Source organism: Croceicoccus estronivorus (genome assembly GCF_001625325.1).
GTDB classification, from domain to species: Bacteria; Pseudomonadota; Alphaproteobacteria; order Sphingomonadales; family Sphingomonadaceae; genus Caenibius; species Caenibius estronivorus.
The window spans coordinates 270,963-286,838 of the sequence record NZ_JRQQ01000001.1; the positions used below are offsets into that span (position 1 = coordinate 270,963).

The window sequence follows — 15,876 nt, forward strand, 5'->3', positions numbered from 1 at the left end:
CAAACCACGGCTGAACGATCCCTCCCAGCTATTGCCTATGCCGGGTGGTCCTGTCGAGAAGAGTGTTTTTTTAAGCTGTGGGTGACGCAATCAGGCCGATGGTGCGGCCTCGCCGGCGGGCTTTGGCGACGGAGGTGGCGTTCCAGCCTTCCGCTCCTTAAGTGCCGCCGCCGTAACGGGTACGTCCTTGATGATCTGATTGCTGTCAGCAAGCCGGGGAACCGTTTGCCCACCGACCGTTATGGCCAGCGCGTCCGGTCGCGCCGTCCACACCATTGGTCCTTCGGCAGAGGACGGCACAGTGTAAGTTTCCCCTTTTGCCATCTGCTTCTGCATTAGCTGCTGGCCTTTTGCGTCATAAAACTTGACCCAGATGCCGTCTTCCATCGCTGTGAACACGACCGGCCCGCCCCGCTGGGCAGATGCATCGGACGCCGGCTGCCCCACCGGTGCCGATACGGTTGCCGCAGGTGGCGGCATATCCAGTCGCAACGGCGGGAGATTGGCCGCCGGCGTGAAGAAGCTCCGGAAAAATACGAAACCGGCCGCTACCAGAACCACCGCGACGATCGCCATGTACCACCCCAGCCGGGCAGACGGCACTCGCGCCGGATCACCGGGCTCGAATGTGCCCCCCTGACGCCGGGGGGTATCGTCGGTCATTTCATCCAGTACCGCACGGACATCGGCAGCCACTTCGTTTGGATCCAGCCCGACGAACTTGGCCACGCTCCGCGAGAAACCGACGGCATATGTGCGCGCTGGCAGGCCATCGAATTCACCAGCCTCGATCATCTCCAGATGACGCTGCGAAATGCGGGTTTCTGCAGAAACCGCGGCCAGGCTCAATCCCGCCCGCTCGCGCGCAGCCTTGATGCGTGCACCCACTACCGGCTTATCGCCCTGCGTGTCCTCGAAATGTTCGTCAAACTGGTTCATTCATGCTCCCGAACCGAGGCTCGGATGCGACCCCAGCCCTTCAGGCGCGCAAACAATAGCCGTGGCGCGCGCAAGTCAAGACGGGCTGACCGCCCTGAGAGGGGCCTGCGTCGAGCCGGTGCCTAGCTGCGGCAGACTTTTTTAACCAAGAAGGTTTCAGTCGCCTTCAAGGCCATGATCCAGGGCCCACTGCCGGACTTCGGAACGCAAGTCGGCTGGCGGAACCGCCAGCCAGCGATTCATCGCTTCCTCGATCTCCGCAAGATTCGTCTTGCATACCAGTTCCTTGATCGGACCAACCGCCGCCGGTGTGATCGACAGACGCCTGATCCCGATGCCCAGCAAAGCCAGAGCTTCGAGTTGCCGCCCGCCCATTTCGCCGCAGACACCAACCGGGACGCCTGCTTCGCCCGCAGTCTTTACCACTCTGCGAATGAAGCGGAGGATTGATGGATTGAGCCAATCATAACGCTCCGCCAGCTTTGGGTTGGCCCGGTCGGCAGCGAACAGAAACTGGGTCAGATCATTCGTACCGATGGAAATGAAGGACAGCTTCGGCAATATCACATCGAGCATTTCCGCCAGAGCAGGCACTTCGAGCATCACGCCGAAATGGATTTCCTTCGGCAGGAGTTTCTTCTGTTGCTTCAGGAACTGACGCTGGTTTTCGAACACTTCGCATGCGGCATCGAATTCCCATGGTTCCGATACCAGCGGGAACATCACGTTGAGTGTGCGTCCGCCCGCCGCTTCCAACAGGGCGCGCGCTTGCGCCTTCAGCAGCCCTTCCCGTTCAAGGGCAAGGCGCAACGCACGCCAGCCCATCGCCGGATTTTCATCGTTCTCCCCATCTTCGTCACGCAAATAGGGCAACGTCTTGTCACCCCCGATGTCGACTGTCCGGAAGATGACCGGTTTGCTCCCCGCGGCGTCGAGCACATCCCGGTAAAGCTTCATCTGCCGTTCGCGTTGAGGCATCGCAGCGGCAACGAGAAACTGGAATTCCGTCCGGAACAATCCGATGCCGTCCGCTCCGGTCAGATTCAGCATCGGCATATCGTCACGCAGCCCGGCGTTGATCATGACCGTTACCCGGCTGCCGTCCAGGCTGACGGGCTGCACATCACGCAATTTGGCGTAGGCCGCCTGGCGTTCCTTGCTTTTGACGAACCGGGCATCGAACGCTTCGACCAACGCAGGGGTCGGTCGTGTGGTCACAGTGCCAGTATCGGCATCGAGCAGAAGCGGGTCGCCTTCCCGCACCAGCCCGCGCAATCCGCGTACGCGCCCAAGCACCGGCACCCCCATCGCACGGGCGACGATCACCACGTGGGACGTCAACGACCCTTCTTCGAGAATAACGCCCTTCAGGCGCCGCTTGTCGTATTCCAGCAGTTCTGCCGGCCCCAGATTGCGCGCGAGCAGGATGGTATCGTCCCGCAACCCCTTGGCCGCTGCCGTGCCCAACTGGCCCGACACGATCCGCAGCAGGCGATTGGAGAGATCTTCCAGATCGTGCATCCGGTCCGCCAGCAGCGGATCGTCAATTTCCCGCATCCGCATCCGGGTGCGCTGCTGGACGCGTTCGATCGCCGCTTCCGCTGTCAGGCCGGACTCGATCGCTTCGTTGATCCTGCGGCTCCACCCTTCATCGTAAGCGAACATCTTGTAGGTCGCGAGCACTTCCTCGTGTTCGCCCCCCACACCGAATTCCGCCTGATTGGTCATGCGGTCGATCTGTTCGCGCATCTTGTCGAATGCGAGATAGACACGTTGGCGTTCCGCCTCGGTATCTTCCGCCACGACATGCTCCACTGTCACGCGCGGCTGGTGATAGACCGCCGTGCCGCTGGCCAGTCCCTTGACCAAGGTCAGGCCGCGAACGATTTCCGGCCCGCTCAAGGCCGGATTGTTGCCGAGCAGATCCTCCTCATCGACAAGGTCGGCATTGGCGATCAGCTCGCTCAACACCATCGCCGTTGTCTGCAACGCCTCGATCTCCACGTCTTCGTAGCGGCGCGGATCGACGTGCTGCACTGACAACACGCCTACGGCCCGTTCATGCCGTACGATCGGCACGCCCGCGAAAGAATGGAATTTATCCTCACCCGTTTCAGGACGGTATGAGAAGTCCGGGTGAGCCGTGGCTTCCGCCAGGTTCAGCGTTTCGATGTTTTCGGCAATGGTGCCGACCAGACCTTCGCCCACCGCCATTCGGGTAACGTGAACGGCTTCCTGCGCCAGCCCGCGGGTAGCGAACAGTTCCAGCATCCCTTCACGCAGGAGATATATCGAGCAAACCTCGCTATCGAGGCTATCACCAATTATTTCAACGACTTGATTAAGTTTTGCCTGAGCATGCAGGCGCGAAGCCATGACCTCGTGCAACCGGGTCAGAATGGTGCGGGCTGCTGCAGCGGCTGTCGTCATATCCAGCGCCTATAGCAGATCGACACATTTTGGAACGGCTTAGGTGCGAAACCAGCATCGCCCGCGCACGGGGTGACGCCCACCGGGAACGGCATATCCGACGCCGTTCCCGCATGGACGATACAGGTGCCAGACTACAGGTGCTAGATCTGCGCCAGAGCTTCCTTGATTCGCAATTTTCGCTTCTTGAGGGACTGAATGAACGTCTCATCCGGCGCGGGGCGGCTCATCTCCTCCCGGAGCTGTCGTTCGATACCCCGATGCTTGAGCTGCAATGCACTGATATGTGACGATTCCATAAGGTACCTCCTTGCTAGGTTGTACATCGTCCCTGAACCTCTGCTTCTACGACTCACGCTTCTCCGGCGCGGCTCGTGATTGTCATCCAATCACATTATGCCTATTTTGCAAAATGCCTTCGGCGACCCTTGAGACGAGGGCTTGTCAGGACAGGATGAAACGCCAGCGATGGCCTCAGCAATCGGGTGAGTCAGTGACCGAAGAAGAGATGCGCAAGCGTCTGGAAACCTTGCGGATCGAACATCGTGATCTCGACTCCGCCATCGACGCCCTGACTGCTGCCGGCAGCCCCGACCAGTTGCAGGTGGCCCGCCTGAAAAAGCGCAAGCTCCGCCTGAAAGACCAGATTGCCCTGATCGAGGATGCGTTGCTGCCCGATATCATCGCCTGATCCGTCCCGCCCGATCCCCCGTCCAGCCTCAAAAACAGTTCCGACTGGGGACAACGTGAAATTCCCCGGCGATAACTGGTTTCCGGTGGTGGCGCTTGGGCACGTGCTGGACTAGCGCAAGGTGACGATGACGACACCGGCCGACCTCAACCGCCCGATTATCGAGGGGCTTTATTCCGAAGCGCTGCTCCTTGCCGACAATGTGCGCGGTGCATTCGATTTCTCCGGCCGGATCGACGAAATGGTCGAGGATGAGGACCTGGCCCGCGTGGCCCTCTCTTGCGAGGCACTGCGCACCACCACCCGCATGATGCATGTCATTGCATGGCTGTTGAATCAGCGGGCCTTTTTCAATGGTGAGATCAGCGAGTTCCAGTTGCGTCGCAATGGGCGGCTACCCAGTCGACCGAGCCGATCCAATCCGGAACAGGCTGCGTTGCTACCGCTGCCCTTGCGCAGACTGGTCGAAAAGACCGAACGATTTTACGCTCGCATCGAACGGCTCGACACCGCCTGGCATGAACGCTTCACCATGTACCCCAGCGCGATCCATCGCCTGCGCGATCGGCTTGGGCAGGAATTGCGGATATCCTGACAATCAGACTGCCGCCAACGCAGATTGCCACTGGTCCCGCCGGGACTCGCGCGTGGCGGAATCGAGAGCAGGCATGAAACGGTGGCGATGCCCTCCCATCGCTGATCCTGCCTCCTCCAGATCGGCAAACAACCCCGCCCCCACTGCGGCCAGCATCGCCGCACCGAGAGCAGTCGTTTCCACGTTGTCAGGCCGTTCCACCGTCAGATTGAGCATATCGGCAAGATCCTGAGCCAACCAGTCGTTTGCGCTCATTCCACCGTCGATCCGCAGGCATGACCAGCGGGCCCCGTCAGCAGCGAACGCATCTGCCAGGTCGAGCGTCTGATATGTCATCGCCTCCAGCGCCGCTCGGGCGATTTGAGGCCGGCCGGTGGCAAAGCTGAGCCCATGGATGACCCCACGCGCCTCCGGCCGCCAATGGGGCGCACCAAGGCCCGAAAGTGCCGGTACGATCACGACCCCGCCACTATCCGGCACTGAGCGGGCCAATGCTTCGGTTTCCTCGGCACTACCGATCATACCAAGCGCATCCCGCAACCATTTGACCAGGCTCCCGGCCACGAAGACCGAGCCTTCCAGAGCATAGACCCGTTCGCCCCCCATCTGGTAAAGGACCGTTCCCAGCAGGCGATTGCATGAGCGTGGCGGTATCGTGCCTGTGTTTGCGAGAATGAAGGCCCCGGTGCCGTATGTCGCCTTGGTATCGCCCGGTGACAGGCAGGTTTGGCCAATCGTGGCTGCCTGCTGGTCGCCGGCTATCCCCGTGATCGGGATCGCCCGGCCGAACAGGTCCGGAGATGTTCGGGCCAGTTCCCCGGCGTTGTCGGTCACTTCAGGCAAGGCCTGTCGGGTAACACCGAACAGATCGCACAATCCTGCATCCCAGTTACCCCCGTCCAAGGGTAACAGCAGAGTTCGGCTGGCGTTGCTGGCGTCGCTCAGATGTGCACCCCCGCTGAGTTTGTAGACCAACCAGCTTTCGACCGTTCCCAGTGCCAGTCTCCCCGCCGCTGCCGCATCGGCAACAGCAGTTTCATTCGCCAACAACCAGCGCATCTTGGTGGCGGAGAAATAAGGATCGAGCAGCAGGCCGGTCTGCCGATGGATCTCGTCCTCCAGGCCTTCACGCTTGAGCCTGGCACATTCGGCGGCTGTCCGCCGATCCTGCCACACCAGGGCTCGCGCCAAAGGCTCTCCACTCTTGCGATCCCACGCGACAACCGTTTCACGTTGATTGGTAATACCGATTGCAGCGATTCTGCCTGAATCGCCCGCACGATCTGCAACTTCCCGCGCACAGGTGAGAGTCTGCTCCCAGATTTCACGCGGATCGTGTTCGACGAAACCGGGCGCCGGATAATACTGTGCCAGTTCGCGCTGGGTTACCGCCTTAACCTGCCCATCGAGGCCGAATAACATCGCCCGGGTCGAGGTCGTTCCTTCGTCGAGAACCAGGATCAGATCTTGCGTCATCTTCTCTCCCACCCGCGCCAGGACCGCGCCAGCCCTCGACTTAACAGCATCGTGCCCCCATATGCCACCATATGGATTCACCTACCCGCCCCTGGCCGACCGGCAAGGTCGAAGAGCTCGAACCATTCGTGCGGCGCGTTCTGGCGCCTAACCCGTCGCCCTTCACCTACACCGGCACGCAGACCTATCTGATCGGCTCGCAGGATGCGCTGGCGGTGATCGATCCCGGCCCGAACGATCCTGCACACCTCGATGCGCTGATCGCTGCAATCGGCGATGCGCGGGTCGTGGCGATCTGCTGCACGCATACCCATCGCGACCATTCACCGGCTGCTGCACCGTTACAGCAACATACGGGAGCCGAAATTGCGGGCTGCGCCCCGCTGGCGCTCGATACGACCGGGCCGCGCGCGGATGCCCCCTTCGACATGACTTACGCCCCTGACCGGGTGCTGAATGACGGAGACACCATTTGCGGTGAGGGGTGGACCCTGAAAGCCGTAGCAACACCGGGGCACACCTCCAACCATCTGTGCTACGCATTGGAGGAAACCGGCGCGCTGTTCACCGGCGATCACGTGATGGGCTGGTCGACCAGCGTGGTTTCGCCGCCGGATGGCGACATGGCCGCCTATCTCCGATCGCTCCAGCTTCTGCATGACCGGGAAGATCGCGTGTATTACCCCGCCCACGGTCCCGCCGTGGAAAAACCCCGCCAGCTCGTGCGCGGGATGATCGGCCATCGCCGCCAACGGGAACGGCAGATACTGCGTCAGCTTGAAAAGGGCCCTCAGGCCATCCCCGACATGGTCCCCGAAATGTACAAGGGCACCGATCCCGCGCTCCATCCCGCAGCAGGGATGTCTGTCCTCGCACACCTGATCGACCTGCAACAAAAGGGCAAAGTCAGCCGCGATGGCGATGCGTGGGAACTCGCAGCCTGACCCCCGCTGGCACCGCGCATCTTGCCACGCCGATAAGACTTCGCTTGCTCATTATTTTATAATATTTGTCCCGCTTCGGAGCTGTCTCCGGAGGGGGAGAAATTTCATGAGCAACAATGCTGCCGCTTACCGGCAGGACCAGGTCTTTTTCCTGCGTCTTGCCATTGCCGTTTCCATTCTCGTGATCCTAGCCTTCGCCCAATGGGCGCTGCGAGGTTATGCCAACTATGCGACCGCGCCGATTGCCGTGCACATCCATGGCATCACCATGTTGGCCTGGCTGGGACTGTTCGTGACCCAGAACTATCTCGCGGGAAATGGCAATCTGGCCATGCATCGCAAGCTCGGATGGACAGGTGTCGGACTTGCCATTTTCATGCTGTTCATCGGCACTTACATCACGCTGGAATCGCTGGCGTTACACCGCGTGCCGCCGATCTTCACCCCGCCCTATTTCCTCCTGCTCGGCCCGGTCCACCTCATCTATTTCGCGATCGTGATCGGCTTTGCAATCGCGCTGCGCCGCCGCACCGAATGGCATCGCCGGTTGATGCTGCTTGCCACCGTGCTGGTCATGGAGCCCGCGTTTGGCCGGCTGATTCCTCCGCCCGTCCTCATGAGTCCGGCAGGGGCCTGGATTGAAGGCGCCTTGCAGGCCGCCGTGCTGGGCATCGCCATGTTGCATGATCGCCGGGTCCGTGGTGCGGTACATCCGGCACTCTGGTGGGGCGTCGCCACGATTTTCCTGTGCGTGCTCACAGTCGATCAACTGTCGCATACTCAGCCGGTGGTCGCCTATGCCCAAGCACTGACTGCAGGGGGATAAGGAAATTTTCCTTGGGCTTGAGCCCTCCAGCCCTCTAGGGGAGTTGCAAGAGAATATACCCTAAGCAGGAAAGGCCCATGACCATACAAACCGCCGATTTGACCGGCATCGACGTGCGGGCGGAGATCGAACGGCTCCGCAAGGAACGCAATGCCGTCATCCTCGCCCACTATTATCAGAAGCCGGAAATTCAGGATCTGGCGGATTTCGTCGGTGACTCACTGGACCTCAGCCGCAAGGCGGCCGCGACTGACGCAGATGTGATTGCATTCTGCGGGGTAAAGTTCATGGCGGACACGGCCAAGATCCTCTCCCCCCAAAAGACCGTCATCCTGCCCGATCTGGAAGCGGGCTGCAGCCTCGAGGATTCCTGCCCGCCGGAAAAATTCAAGGCCTTCCGCGAAGCGCACCCGGATCACATCGCGCTGACATACATCAACTGTTCTACCGAAGTGAAAGCGCTGAGCGACATCATCGTCACGTCTTCCAGCGCGGAAACGATCCTGCAACAGATCCCCGCGGATCAGAAAATCATCTTCGGGCCGGATCGGCATCTGGGCGGCTATCTGTCGCGCAAGTTCAATCGTGAAATGCTGCTCTGGCCGGGCGTATGCATCGTGCACGAAGCCTTCAGTGAAACTGAGCTGATGAAGCTGATGCAGGAGCATCCGGGCGCACCGGTAGCGGCACATCCTGAATGCCCGCCGGCAATCATCGATCACGCGGACTACGTCGGTTCGACCAGCGGCATCCTGAACTACGCGATGACGATGGAGGGCGATACACTGATCGTCGCAACCGAACCGCACATCATCCACCAGATGGAGAAGGCGCTTCCCAACAAGAACTTCATCGGCGCGCCCGGTGCTGACGGGAACTGCAACTGCAACATTTGCCCATACATGGCGCTCAATACGCTGGAAAAACTCTACATCGCCCTGCGCGATCTGCAGCCCCGCATCGAAATCGACGAAGACTTGCGGCTTGCCGCCAAGAAGAGCCTCGACCGAATGCTGGAAATGGCTGCGGGCACCGTGGGCAAGGGAGATCTGGGCGACCGTTGATCCCGCCTCGACAGGGTTCGGCACCATTGGGGAAACGCCAGCGATGACAGCCATTCTACGCCTGCTGTGGAGCAAGATTAGCGCCAGCTACTGGTTCTATCCCGCCCTGTTCTCAATTGTCGCGCTGTTGCTTGCCCTGGGGCTGGTCAATCTCGACCGGTCCGGGGCTACGGCCTGGCTGAGCGAAGCAAAGGTGATCGTGCCGGCCAGGCCGCAAGGCGCGAGCAACATGCTCACCGTCATTGCGGGCTCGATGATTGGCGTCGCTTCAACGGTCTTTTCCATCACGATCGCGGCGGTAGCCTACGCCAGCGGCACCTATGGCCCCCGCCTGCTGACCAATTTCATGCAGGACAAGGGAAACCAGCTCAGTCTTGCAACGTTCATCGCGACATTCGTCTATGCACTGACCGTCCTGCGTACCATTCGCGGCAGTGACGAAGGCCCTGTCATCGCCTTGCAAGGCGACCCATCCGTACCCTCCGGATTTGTCCCGCAGCTATCGCTGCTCGTAGCCTATGCATTAATGGCGATATCGATCGGGGTACTGGTCTATTTCCTGAACCATATCCCTTCCAGCATCCGCATCAACCATGTGCTGGAAGGGATCGGACGCCGCCTGCTGAGAGATATTGAGCGGACTTTTCCGGAAGAAACTGCCCGCCAGCCGATATCGAAGGAAGTCGATGGCAACCCCATTTTCGTGGACGGCACCGGCTATGTGCAAATGATCGATTTTTCCGGCCTGTCCGAAATTGCACGAAAGGCCGACGCGACAATCGCCCTTGCGGTCAGGACCGGCGATTTCGTTCATCGCCATACTCCCATTGCCAACGCCTGCATGGAAGATGGCAGCGAGGACTTTCCCGCGCAGATTGCCGAATGCTTCACACTGGGTGCCACGCGGACACCGGATCAGGACATCCAGTTCCTGATCGACGAGCTGGTCGAAATCGCTTTGCGCGCCTTGTCCCCCGGCATCAACGATCCGTTCACCGCCATCACTGCCGTGCACTGGCTTGGTGCAGCCACCAGCGAACTGGGTCGCCGCGACTTGCGCATGCGCCTTGCGGATGAATCGCCCTCCGATTGTCCGGTCATTCCCGTGCCAAGTGATTTTCCCCACTTTCTGGCCCGCGGTTTCGGTGCCGCTCGGTCGGCAATTGCATCCAGCCCAATTGCCTCATTGGTCACGCTCGACAGCCTGCGCGATGCGGCCCGGGCAGTAACCGACGGCAACCGCCGCAGCCTTCTGCGCGCCGAAGGCGACTTGCTGATGGCGCAGGCGGAGCTGGCTCTGGGTGGGCCAGATCTGGAAAAAGTTCGGCAACGCCATGCCGAGTTTCACGCAGCCCTGCTCGGATAGGCTATTGCCTGTCGCCTGACGGGCCCAGGATTCGTAATAGCCGGGCTTATTCGACGGAAAAGAGCGCCTGGTCTTCATTGCGCGGCGCAGTGCCGTCGTAAGTCGGCAGCGGATCGAATGCCATGTCCGTTACTGCCACGTCGGAAAGACCGTCGAGCTTGAAATGGCCGAGCCGCCGCTCCTCATCCGAACGCCATTTCTTCTCAGTATTCAATGCACTCACGAAAAGCGCACCATGGCGCGAGAAAAGGAGATGCGGCGCAAGATGCATCTCGTTGCTGTTGTAGCGGGCCTGCACCAATCGCTTGTTTGCGATGGCGTCGATGAATTTCCGTTCGATCGTCGGGGCAGGTTCGATAGGAGCGGATTTGGTATGCATTGCGGCGTAATCCAGCATTAGCGCCATTGCTGCAAGACCCTATGCGGTGATCCTTCTCATTTTCGACGGAATACAAGCCCCGATCAATGGCTTGGGATATTGTCAGACATTCATACCTGATTATTGCCCGGTGTTTGCTTCCACCGCTGCGGCAACAGGGTCCACCGAATCACCACTGGCCGGCTGAGCCGCACCGTCAGCATCCGGCTCCGATTCACTTTCATCGGTCGCATCAGACGCGGTGGCCGCAGCTTTTTCAGGTTCAGCCAGCGGCGCCTGCGACTTCAACTGGTCGAGCGGGATCATCCCGTCGCTAATCGAACCTTCCAGCACTTCGCCCGCGGCGGTGCGCCCGTCACCCTGTTTGGACTCGTCGTCCCCACACGCCGCCAGCAGTACGATGGGAGACAGGACCAGGATCAAACGACGCATCATCGGCGGGGTTCTCCACACGGACTTTCCAACGCGGTGAGAAATTCACCGGCACGGGCAATCAATGCCCGATCCCACTCGTCAGGCGCAACAGCAATGCCGAGTTTTTCGAGACTGGTGACGCCATATTCGGCTATCCCGCAGGGAACGATACCTGAAAAATGCGAGAGGTCGGGCGCGAGGTTGACTGAAAAACCATGCATCGTGACCCAGCGCCGTACCCGAACGCCAATAGCACCGATCTTCGCTTCCGAACCGTGGACATCCCGAGTCCAGATGCCCACGCGATCGGGGACACTCCAACTTTCAACGCCAAAATCGGACAGTGTCGCAATCACCCATTGTTCCAGCGAATGCACGAACTTGCGCACATCCTTTGCCCGGCGCGAAAGGTCGAGCAGAACATAGCCGACCCGTTGCCCCGGCCCATGGTAGGTATATCTGCCGCCCCGCCCCGTCGCCACGACCTCGAATCGCGGATCGAGCAGTTCACCTGCCACTGCGCTGGTCCCCGCCGTGTAGACTGGCGGATGCTCCAACAGCCATACCAGTTCCTCTGCCCTGCCCGCCGCAATGTCCGCATTGCGCGCAGTCATGGTCTCCAACGCCGTGCGGTACGGCACAGGTGCAGTTTCAGTCCGCCATTCGATCAGGTCATGCACACTTGCTGTCATCGCCAATTGCGTGGCCCTAACGGCATGGCTTATCAAGGGGTCTGTTTAGGGGTAGGAGTTAAACGATGAAATTCGACATGAACCGGGCATGGCGCGACGCCTCCGAAATGGTGATCGCCAACCGCGAGGTTCTGCTCATCGTCGCCGGCCTGTTCTTTTTCCTGCCCGGCCTGGCTGCCGTATTGCTGATTCCTTCGATGCAACCGCCCGCGGAAATCAAGGAAAGCGAAGCAATCGCCTTCATGACCCAGTTCTATACCGACAACGCATTGTGGATCATCCTGCTGGCAGTGGTCCAGACAGTCGGTGTACTGACCCTCCTTGGCCTGTTGCGGGGCCATGCCAAGCCCACTGTCGGTGATGCGCTGAAAGCCGGGATCGTGGGCATCCTGCCCTATCTCGGGGCACAGATCCTGTTTTCGCTCGGTGTCGCCGCCATTCTCGGCCTGCTGATCGGCGTCGCTATGGCCACCGGCCTGAAATTGTTGATCGCAGTTGCTGCGATCGCGACTTTCATTCTGCTGGTCTATGCCCTCATCAAGATATCGCTGGTTCCGGCCGTGATCGCAATCGAACGCGTGACGAACCCCGTCACCGTGCTGCTCCGTTCATGGTCCCTGACCAAGGGCAACAGTTTCCGACTGCTTCTGTTCTATGCGCTGCTGCTGATCGTATTCATCGTGATAACGGCAGTGATTGGCGCAATTTCGGGCCTGCTGCTTGCTCTCGTCGGGACAGGCGCTGCTTCGACCATTGGCGAAGCCATCGTCTCAGGCCTGCTTGGCGCAATCGTCACTGTCTATTTCGTGGCGATCCTGGCCTCGATACACCGCCAGTTGGCCGGGCCTTCGGCCGAGATGATCGGCCGGACATTCGAATAGCTTAAGGCGCAGTTGGGAGGGAGGCTTTCAGCCTTCCTCGTCCTTCCAGCCCCAGAACAGCTGGCAAGGCAGAATGTTGAACAGCTCGAAACCCTTGTCGATCCGCTGAAAATGCCGGGCCATGAAATCCCGTGCCTTGGCGGAGAACTGATAAACCAGAAAAGCACCACCCGGCCTCAGAACCCGGTGCGTCGCGGCGGCAATGGCCGGGCCCACACCATCGGGCAGGGTAGAGAACGGCAAACCGGACAGAACATAGTCCGCATGGTCGTGCCCGTGTGCGCGGACGATTTCCTCCACATCAGCCGCAGAACCATTCACGGCAGAAAACCGGCTGTCGCCAATCGTGCGCTTCAGATAGTCGATATAGAGCGGGTTCGTGTCGATCACGATCAGTTGCGCGTCCCGCCGCATCCGCTCCAGAACCGGGCGGCAGAAAGTGCCGACACCGGGGCCATATTCCACAAACAGCTTGCATTCGTCCCAGTTCACCGGAGCGAGCATCTTCGCAATCGTGAACCGCGAGGACGGGATGATCGAACCGACCATCACCGGATGCTGAATGAAGCCTTCGAAAAAAACACCCCACGGGCCGAGCGCGCGGAACAGCGAATCTTTCCAACCCGCGCGGCGGCGTTCGCGCGAAAGCTCGGAACCGGTCATGCGTGAGGCAACCTCTCTTGCGGCGGCCCCTTGCCGACCGGGACCCGATATACTGCCCCGCGTTGGCAAATTCGTGCAGGCATTGCAACCCGGACTGCGGTGTTCACCACACCAATCATCGGCAAATCAGAGGATTTCCCGGACCTTTTCCGGCGGACGGCAGAGCCTGACCCCTTTTTCCGTTTCGACCAGCGGCCGTTCTATCAGCTTGGGTTCTTCCGCCATGGCCGCGACCACAGTCGCATCATCGGCTTCGGTAAGCCCACGTTCCTTCGCGTCGGTGCCGCTGAGACGAAGGCCTTCACGCGCAGGCATGCCTGCATCGCTGTAAAGCTGGGCGAGCTTGTCCGCGTTCGGCGGGTTCTTGAGGTATTGCACCACAGTCAGCTCCACGTCCGGCTGTTCCTCCAGCAAGGCCAAGGTCTGACGCGACTTGCTGCAATTCGGATTGTGCCAGATGGTAGCTTTCATCAGTGGATCCTCTTTCTTTCAATGGGGAGCGGCCTAGCGCCGGAGCAGCGCCAAGCCAAGGGCGAGGATCAGTTATCTTCGTCCGGTTGCGGTGCCTGCATGGCCGGCACTGCCTTTGCCGCGTCCTGCTCGCTGATGCCCGGTGCCGGGGCCGCGCTGATCGTTTCCTGACGCCGGGCGACCCGGCCGGCCCGTTCGATCGCCCGCACCAGTCGGGGATAGACCCCGCAACGGCAAAAGTTGGGAATGGCCGCCTTGATTTCCGCATCATTCGGGGCCGGATTACCCTGCAACAGCGCAGCCGCGCTCATCACGATACCGGGAGTGCAAAAGCCGCACTGAATCGCCTGTTCGGCCACCATCGCCTGCTGAACGGGGTGCGACCGATCACGCGACAACCCCTCGATGGTGGTGATAAAACGCCCTTCCGCCTCGGCAATGGTAATCAGGCAGGAGCGCAGGGCCTGGCCATCGACAAGCACCATACAGGCACCGCAATCGCCCACCCCGCAGCCATATTTCGTGCCGGTAAGATTGGCCGCATCGCGCAGCGCCCACAACAAAGGCGTGTCCGGGTCCATCGCGAACTGGACCGGCCGGCCATTGACGGTCATGCGCGACATTGCAGTTCCACGATCCTTCGACCCTCGTCAGACGCCGCGGGCTTCGCATGTGCCGGGGCAGACGTGCAACAGTTCACTGCGAAAACCGCCGGGTCAATGCTTCGGCTGCTTCCACGACGTCTCGCCAAGTTGTTTCAAAGCCTGCCTCATCGCCGAAGTAAGGATCGGCCACGGCCTGCCCTTCCCGCCCCGGCACCATGTCCAGCAGCAAGGAAATGTGCGCTTCGCTGTCTTCGGGTGCGCGCTCGCGAATATCGGCCAGATTGGCATGGTCGAGCGCGAAGATATGCGTAAAGCGGTGAAAATCCTCATCAGCCAACTGACGTGCCCGATAGGCGGCGATATCCGTACCATAGCGGGCGGCAGTGGCCATGGCCCGGCTGTCTGGCGATTTGCCGACATGCCAGTCGCCCGTGCCAGCGGAGTCCACGGCCACAGCCAAACCCGCGTTTGCCGCAGCCATGCGGAAGGCGGCCTCAGCCAATGGTGAGCGGCAGATATTGCCAAGACACACGAACAAGATTGCGGGTTTTTCAGGAGTGGCCATAGTCGTTTGATAAACTGCAATTTCAGCGATTGCCATTGCTGCATCGCGCCTCTGCTGATAACCGGTAGAAATGGGTTTTTGCGAAACTTGTCTTGTACGTAACCGGGCGATCTGCGCCGCGCTTGATTCCACGGAAATCGAGGCGCTTAACGCGATCGGCCGACGCCGCAAGCTGGACCCCGGACAGTCTCTCCTCTGGGAAGGAGAAGAATCGGTTCTCGTCGCAAATGTGATCGATGGCGTGCTCAAGCTGTCCACCGGGACTGCCGACGGACGCGAACAGATCGTCGGCGTGGTCTATCCGTCGGATTTCATCGGTCGTCCATTCGGCCAGCAAACGGCACACAGCGTGACCGCGCTGACCGATGCGACGGTGTGCGTCTTCTCTCGCACCGATTTCGATACGTTCGCGCGTGAACACCCCGCGCTCGAACACAAGCTTCTGCAGCGCACGTTGTCGGAGCTTGATCGCACGCGCAAATGGATGCTTCTGCTCGGCCGCAAAAGCGCCAGCGAACGTATCGCCGCATTTCTGCTGGATATATCGGAACGGATGGTTGAGCCTGGTTGTGAAGGCTCGCTTGGCGAAGCCCATCAGCAATTCGACCTTCCCTTTTCACGCCAGCAGGTCGCAGATGTGCTGGGCCTGACAATCGAAACGGTCAGCCGCCAATTTACCAAGCTCAAGAATGACGGGTTGATCGATCTGCCCTCACGGCGAACTGTCACGATTCTCGACCGCGAAGCATTGGAAGATCGCGCGGGCTAAGGCCCGACCAACCAGCAGACGACCTGTCCCAATCCGGGGAAAGTACGCCGCAGGGGGTGGCTCCTCGGCCAAAATTTGTCTCTATTGGCGGCATGTTGTCTCATCC

19 protein-coding genes are annotated in these 15,876 nt (G+C 60.3%); 8 read left to right on the plus strand and 11 right to left on the minus strand.

Annotated features, from left to right (window positions below; genetic code table 11):
* Window positions 1-90 precede the first annotated feature (90 nt).
* From MB02_RS01395 to MB02_RS01405, 3 genes are all read right to left on the minus strand, one after another.
* Window positions 91-939, minus strand: a complete 849-nt coding sequence (locus tag MB02_RS01395) for a helix-turn-helix domain-containing protein (protein WP_067531515.1) — start codon at window positions 937-939, stop codon at window positions 91-93.
* Window positions 940-1,095: 156 nt separating this feature from the next.
* The gene (gene ptsP, locus MB02_RS01400; RefSeq protein ID WP_067531517.1) at window positions 1,096-3,369 is read right to left on the minus strand and encodes a phosphoenolpyruvate--protein phosphotransferase; all 2,274 of its coding nucleotides are present in this window, start codon (window positions 3,367-3,369) and stop codon (window positions 1,096-1,098) included.
* 143 nt (window positions 3,370-3,512) lie between these two features.
* The gene (locus tag MB02_RS01405) at window positions 3,513-3,668 is read right to left on the minus strand and encodes a YdcH family protein (RefSeq protein ID WP_082825935.1); all 156 of its coding nucleotides are present in this window, start codon (window positions 3,666-3,668) and stop codon (window positions 3,513-3,515) included.
* A gap of 194 nt (window positions 3,669-3,862) precedes the next feature.
* Between MB02_RS01405 and MB02_RS01410 the strand changes: the two genes are divergently transcribed.
* On the plus strand, window positions 3,863-4,060 hold the full coding sequence (locus MB02_RS01410; RefSeq protein WP_067532236.1) for a YdcH family protein: 198 nt from the start codon (window positions 3,863-3,865) through the stop codon (window positions 4,058-4,060).
* A 127-nt stretch (window positions 4,061-4,187) separates the two neighbouring features.
* On the plus strand, window positions 4,188-4,655 hold the full coding sequence (locus MB02_RS01415; RefSeq protein ID WP_067531523.1) for a DUF1465 family protein: 468 nt from the start codon (window positions 4,188-4,190) through the stop codon (window positions 4,653-4,655).
* A 3-nt stretch (window positions 4,656-4,658) separates the two neighbouring features.
* On the opposite strand, the gene glpK is transcribed toward MB02_RS01415, so the two are convergent.
* The gene (glpK, locus tag MB02_RS01420; RefSeq protein ID WP_067531525.1) at window positions 4,659-6,131 is read right to left on the minus strand and encodes a glycerol kinase GlpK; all 1,473 of its coding nucleotides are present in this window, start codon (window positions 6,129-6,131) and stop codon (window positions 4,659-4,661) included.
* 71 nt (window positions 6,132-6,202) lie between these two features.
* On the opposite strand from glpK, the gene MB02_RS01425 reads away from it, so the two are divergent.
* The 4 genes from MB02_RS01425 to MB02_RS01440 all read left to right on the plus strand — a co-directional run bounded on the left by MB02_RS01425 (window position 6,203) and on the right by MB02_RS01440 (window position 10,331).
* A complete protein-coding gene (locus MB02_RS01425; RefSeq protein WP_067531527.1) occupies window positions 6,203-7,075 on the plus strand; it encodes an MBL fold metallo-hydrolase in 873 nt (290 codons plus the stop codon).
* Between the two features lie 106 nt (window positions 7,076-7,181).
* Entirely contained in the window at window positions 7,182-7,901 is a 720-nt protein-coding gene (locus tag MB02_RS01430; protein ID WP_067531529.1) for a hypothetical protein, read from the plus strand.
* 77 nt (window positions 7,902-7,978) lie between these two features.
* The gene (gene nadA / locus MB02_RS01435; protein ID WP_067531531.1) at window positions 7,979-8,965 is read left to right on the plus strand and encodes a quinolinate synthase NadA; all 987 of its coding nucleotides are present in this window, start codon (window positions 7,979-7,981) and stop codon (window positions 8,963-8,965) included.
* 43 nt (window positions 8,966-9,008) lie between these two features.
* Window positions 9,009-10,331 carry a DUF2254 domain-containing protein gene (locus MB02_RS01440; protein ID WP_067531533.1) on the plus strand — a complete coding sequence of 441 codons (1,323 nt, stop codon included), beginning with the start codon at window positions 9,009-9,011 and terminating at the stop codon, window positions 10,329-10,331.
* Between the two features lie 46 nt (window positions 10,332-10,377).
* Here MB02_RS01440 and MB02_RS01445 read toward each other — a convergent pair whose 3' ends face one another.
* The 3 genes from MB02_RS01445 to lipB all read right to left on the minus strand — a co-directional run bounded on the left by MB02_RS01445 (window position 10,378) and on the right by lipB (window position 11,816).
* Window positions 10,378-10,710 (minus strand): WYL domain-containing protein, encoded by a 333-nt coding sequence (locus tag MB02_RS01445; RefSeq protein WP_067532239.1) that lies wholly within the window; start codon window positions 10,708-10,710, stop codon window positions 10,378-10,380.
* A 120-nt stretch (window positions 10,711-10,830) separates the two neighbouring features.
* A complete protein-coding gene (locus tag MB02_RS01450) occupies window positions 10,831-11,145 on the minus strand; it encodes a hypothetical protein (RefSeq protein WP_067531535.1) in 315 nt (104 codons plus the stop codon).
* Window positions 11,142-11,816 carry a lipoyl(octanoyl) transferase LipB gene (gene lipB, locus MB02_RS01455; RefSeq protein WP_067531537.1) on the minus strand — a complete coding sequence of 225 codons (675 nt, stop codon included), beginning with the start codon at window positions 11,814-11,816 and terminating at the stop codon, window positions 11,142-11,144. The genes MB02_RS01450 and lipB overlap by 4 nt, the downstream gene beginning before the upstream one ends.
* Before the next feature lie 65 nt (window positions 11,817-11,881).
* Between lipB and MB02_RS01460 the strand changes: the two genes are divergently transcribed.
* Complete coding sequence (locus tag MB02_RS01460; protein WP_067531539.1) at window positions 11,882-12,697, plus strand: hypothetical protein; 816 nt, start codon at window positions 11,882-11,884, stop codon at window positions 12,695-12,697.
* A gap of 27 nt (window positions 12,698-12,724) precedes the next feature.
* On the opposite strand, the gene MB02_RS01465 is transcribed toward MB02_RS01460, so the two are convergent.
* The 4 genes from MB02_RS01465 to MB02_RS01480 form a co-directional block, all read right to left on the minus strand.
* Window positions 12,725-13,360 carry a class I SAM-dependent methyltransferase gene (locus tag MB02_RS01465; protein WP_067531541.1) on the minus strand — a complete coding sequence of 212 codons (636 nt, stop codon included), beginning with the start codon at window positions 13,358-13,360 and terminating at the stop codon, window positions 12,725-12,727.
* 126 nt (window positions 13,361-13,486) lie between these two features.
* Window positions 13,487-13,831, minus strand: a complete 345-nt coding sequence (gene arsC, locus MB02_RS01470; RefSeq protein ID WP_067531543.1) for an arsenate reductase (glutaredoxin) — start codon at window positions 13,829-13,831, stop codon at window positions 13,487-13,489.
* 68 nt (window positions 13,832-13,899) lie between these two features.
* Window positions 13,900-14,454, minus strand: a complete 555-nt coding sequence (locus MB02_RS01475) for a (2Fe-2S)-binding protein (protein ID WP_067531545.1) — start codon at window positions 14,452-14,454, stop codon at window positions 13,900-13,902.
* Window positions 14,455-14,527: 73 nt separating this feature from the next.
* The gene (locus MB02_RS01480) at window positions 14,528-15,037 is read right to left on the minus strand and encodes a low molecular weight protein-tyrosine-phosphatase (protein WP_235829383.1); all 510 of its coding nucleotides are present in this window, start codon (window positions 15,035-15,037) and stop codon (window positions 14,528-14,530) included.
* A gap of 34 nt (window positions 15,038-15,071) precedes the next feature.
* Between MB02_RS01480 and MB02_RS01485 the strand changes: the two genes are divergently transcribed.
* On the plus strand, window positions 15,072-15,770 hold the full coding sequence (locus tag MB02_RS01485; protein WP_067531547.1) for a Crp/Fnr family transcriptional regulator: 699 nt from the start codon (window positions 15,072-15,074) through the stop codon (window positions 15,768-15,770).
* Window positions 15,771-15,876: the final 106 nt, after the last annotated feature.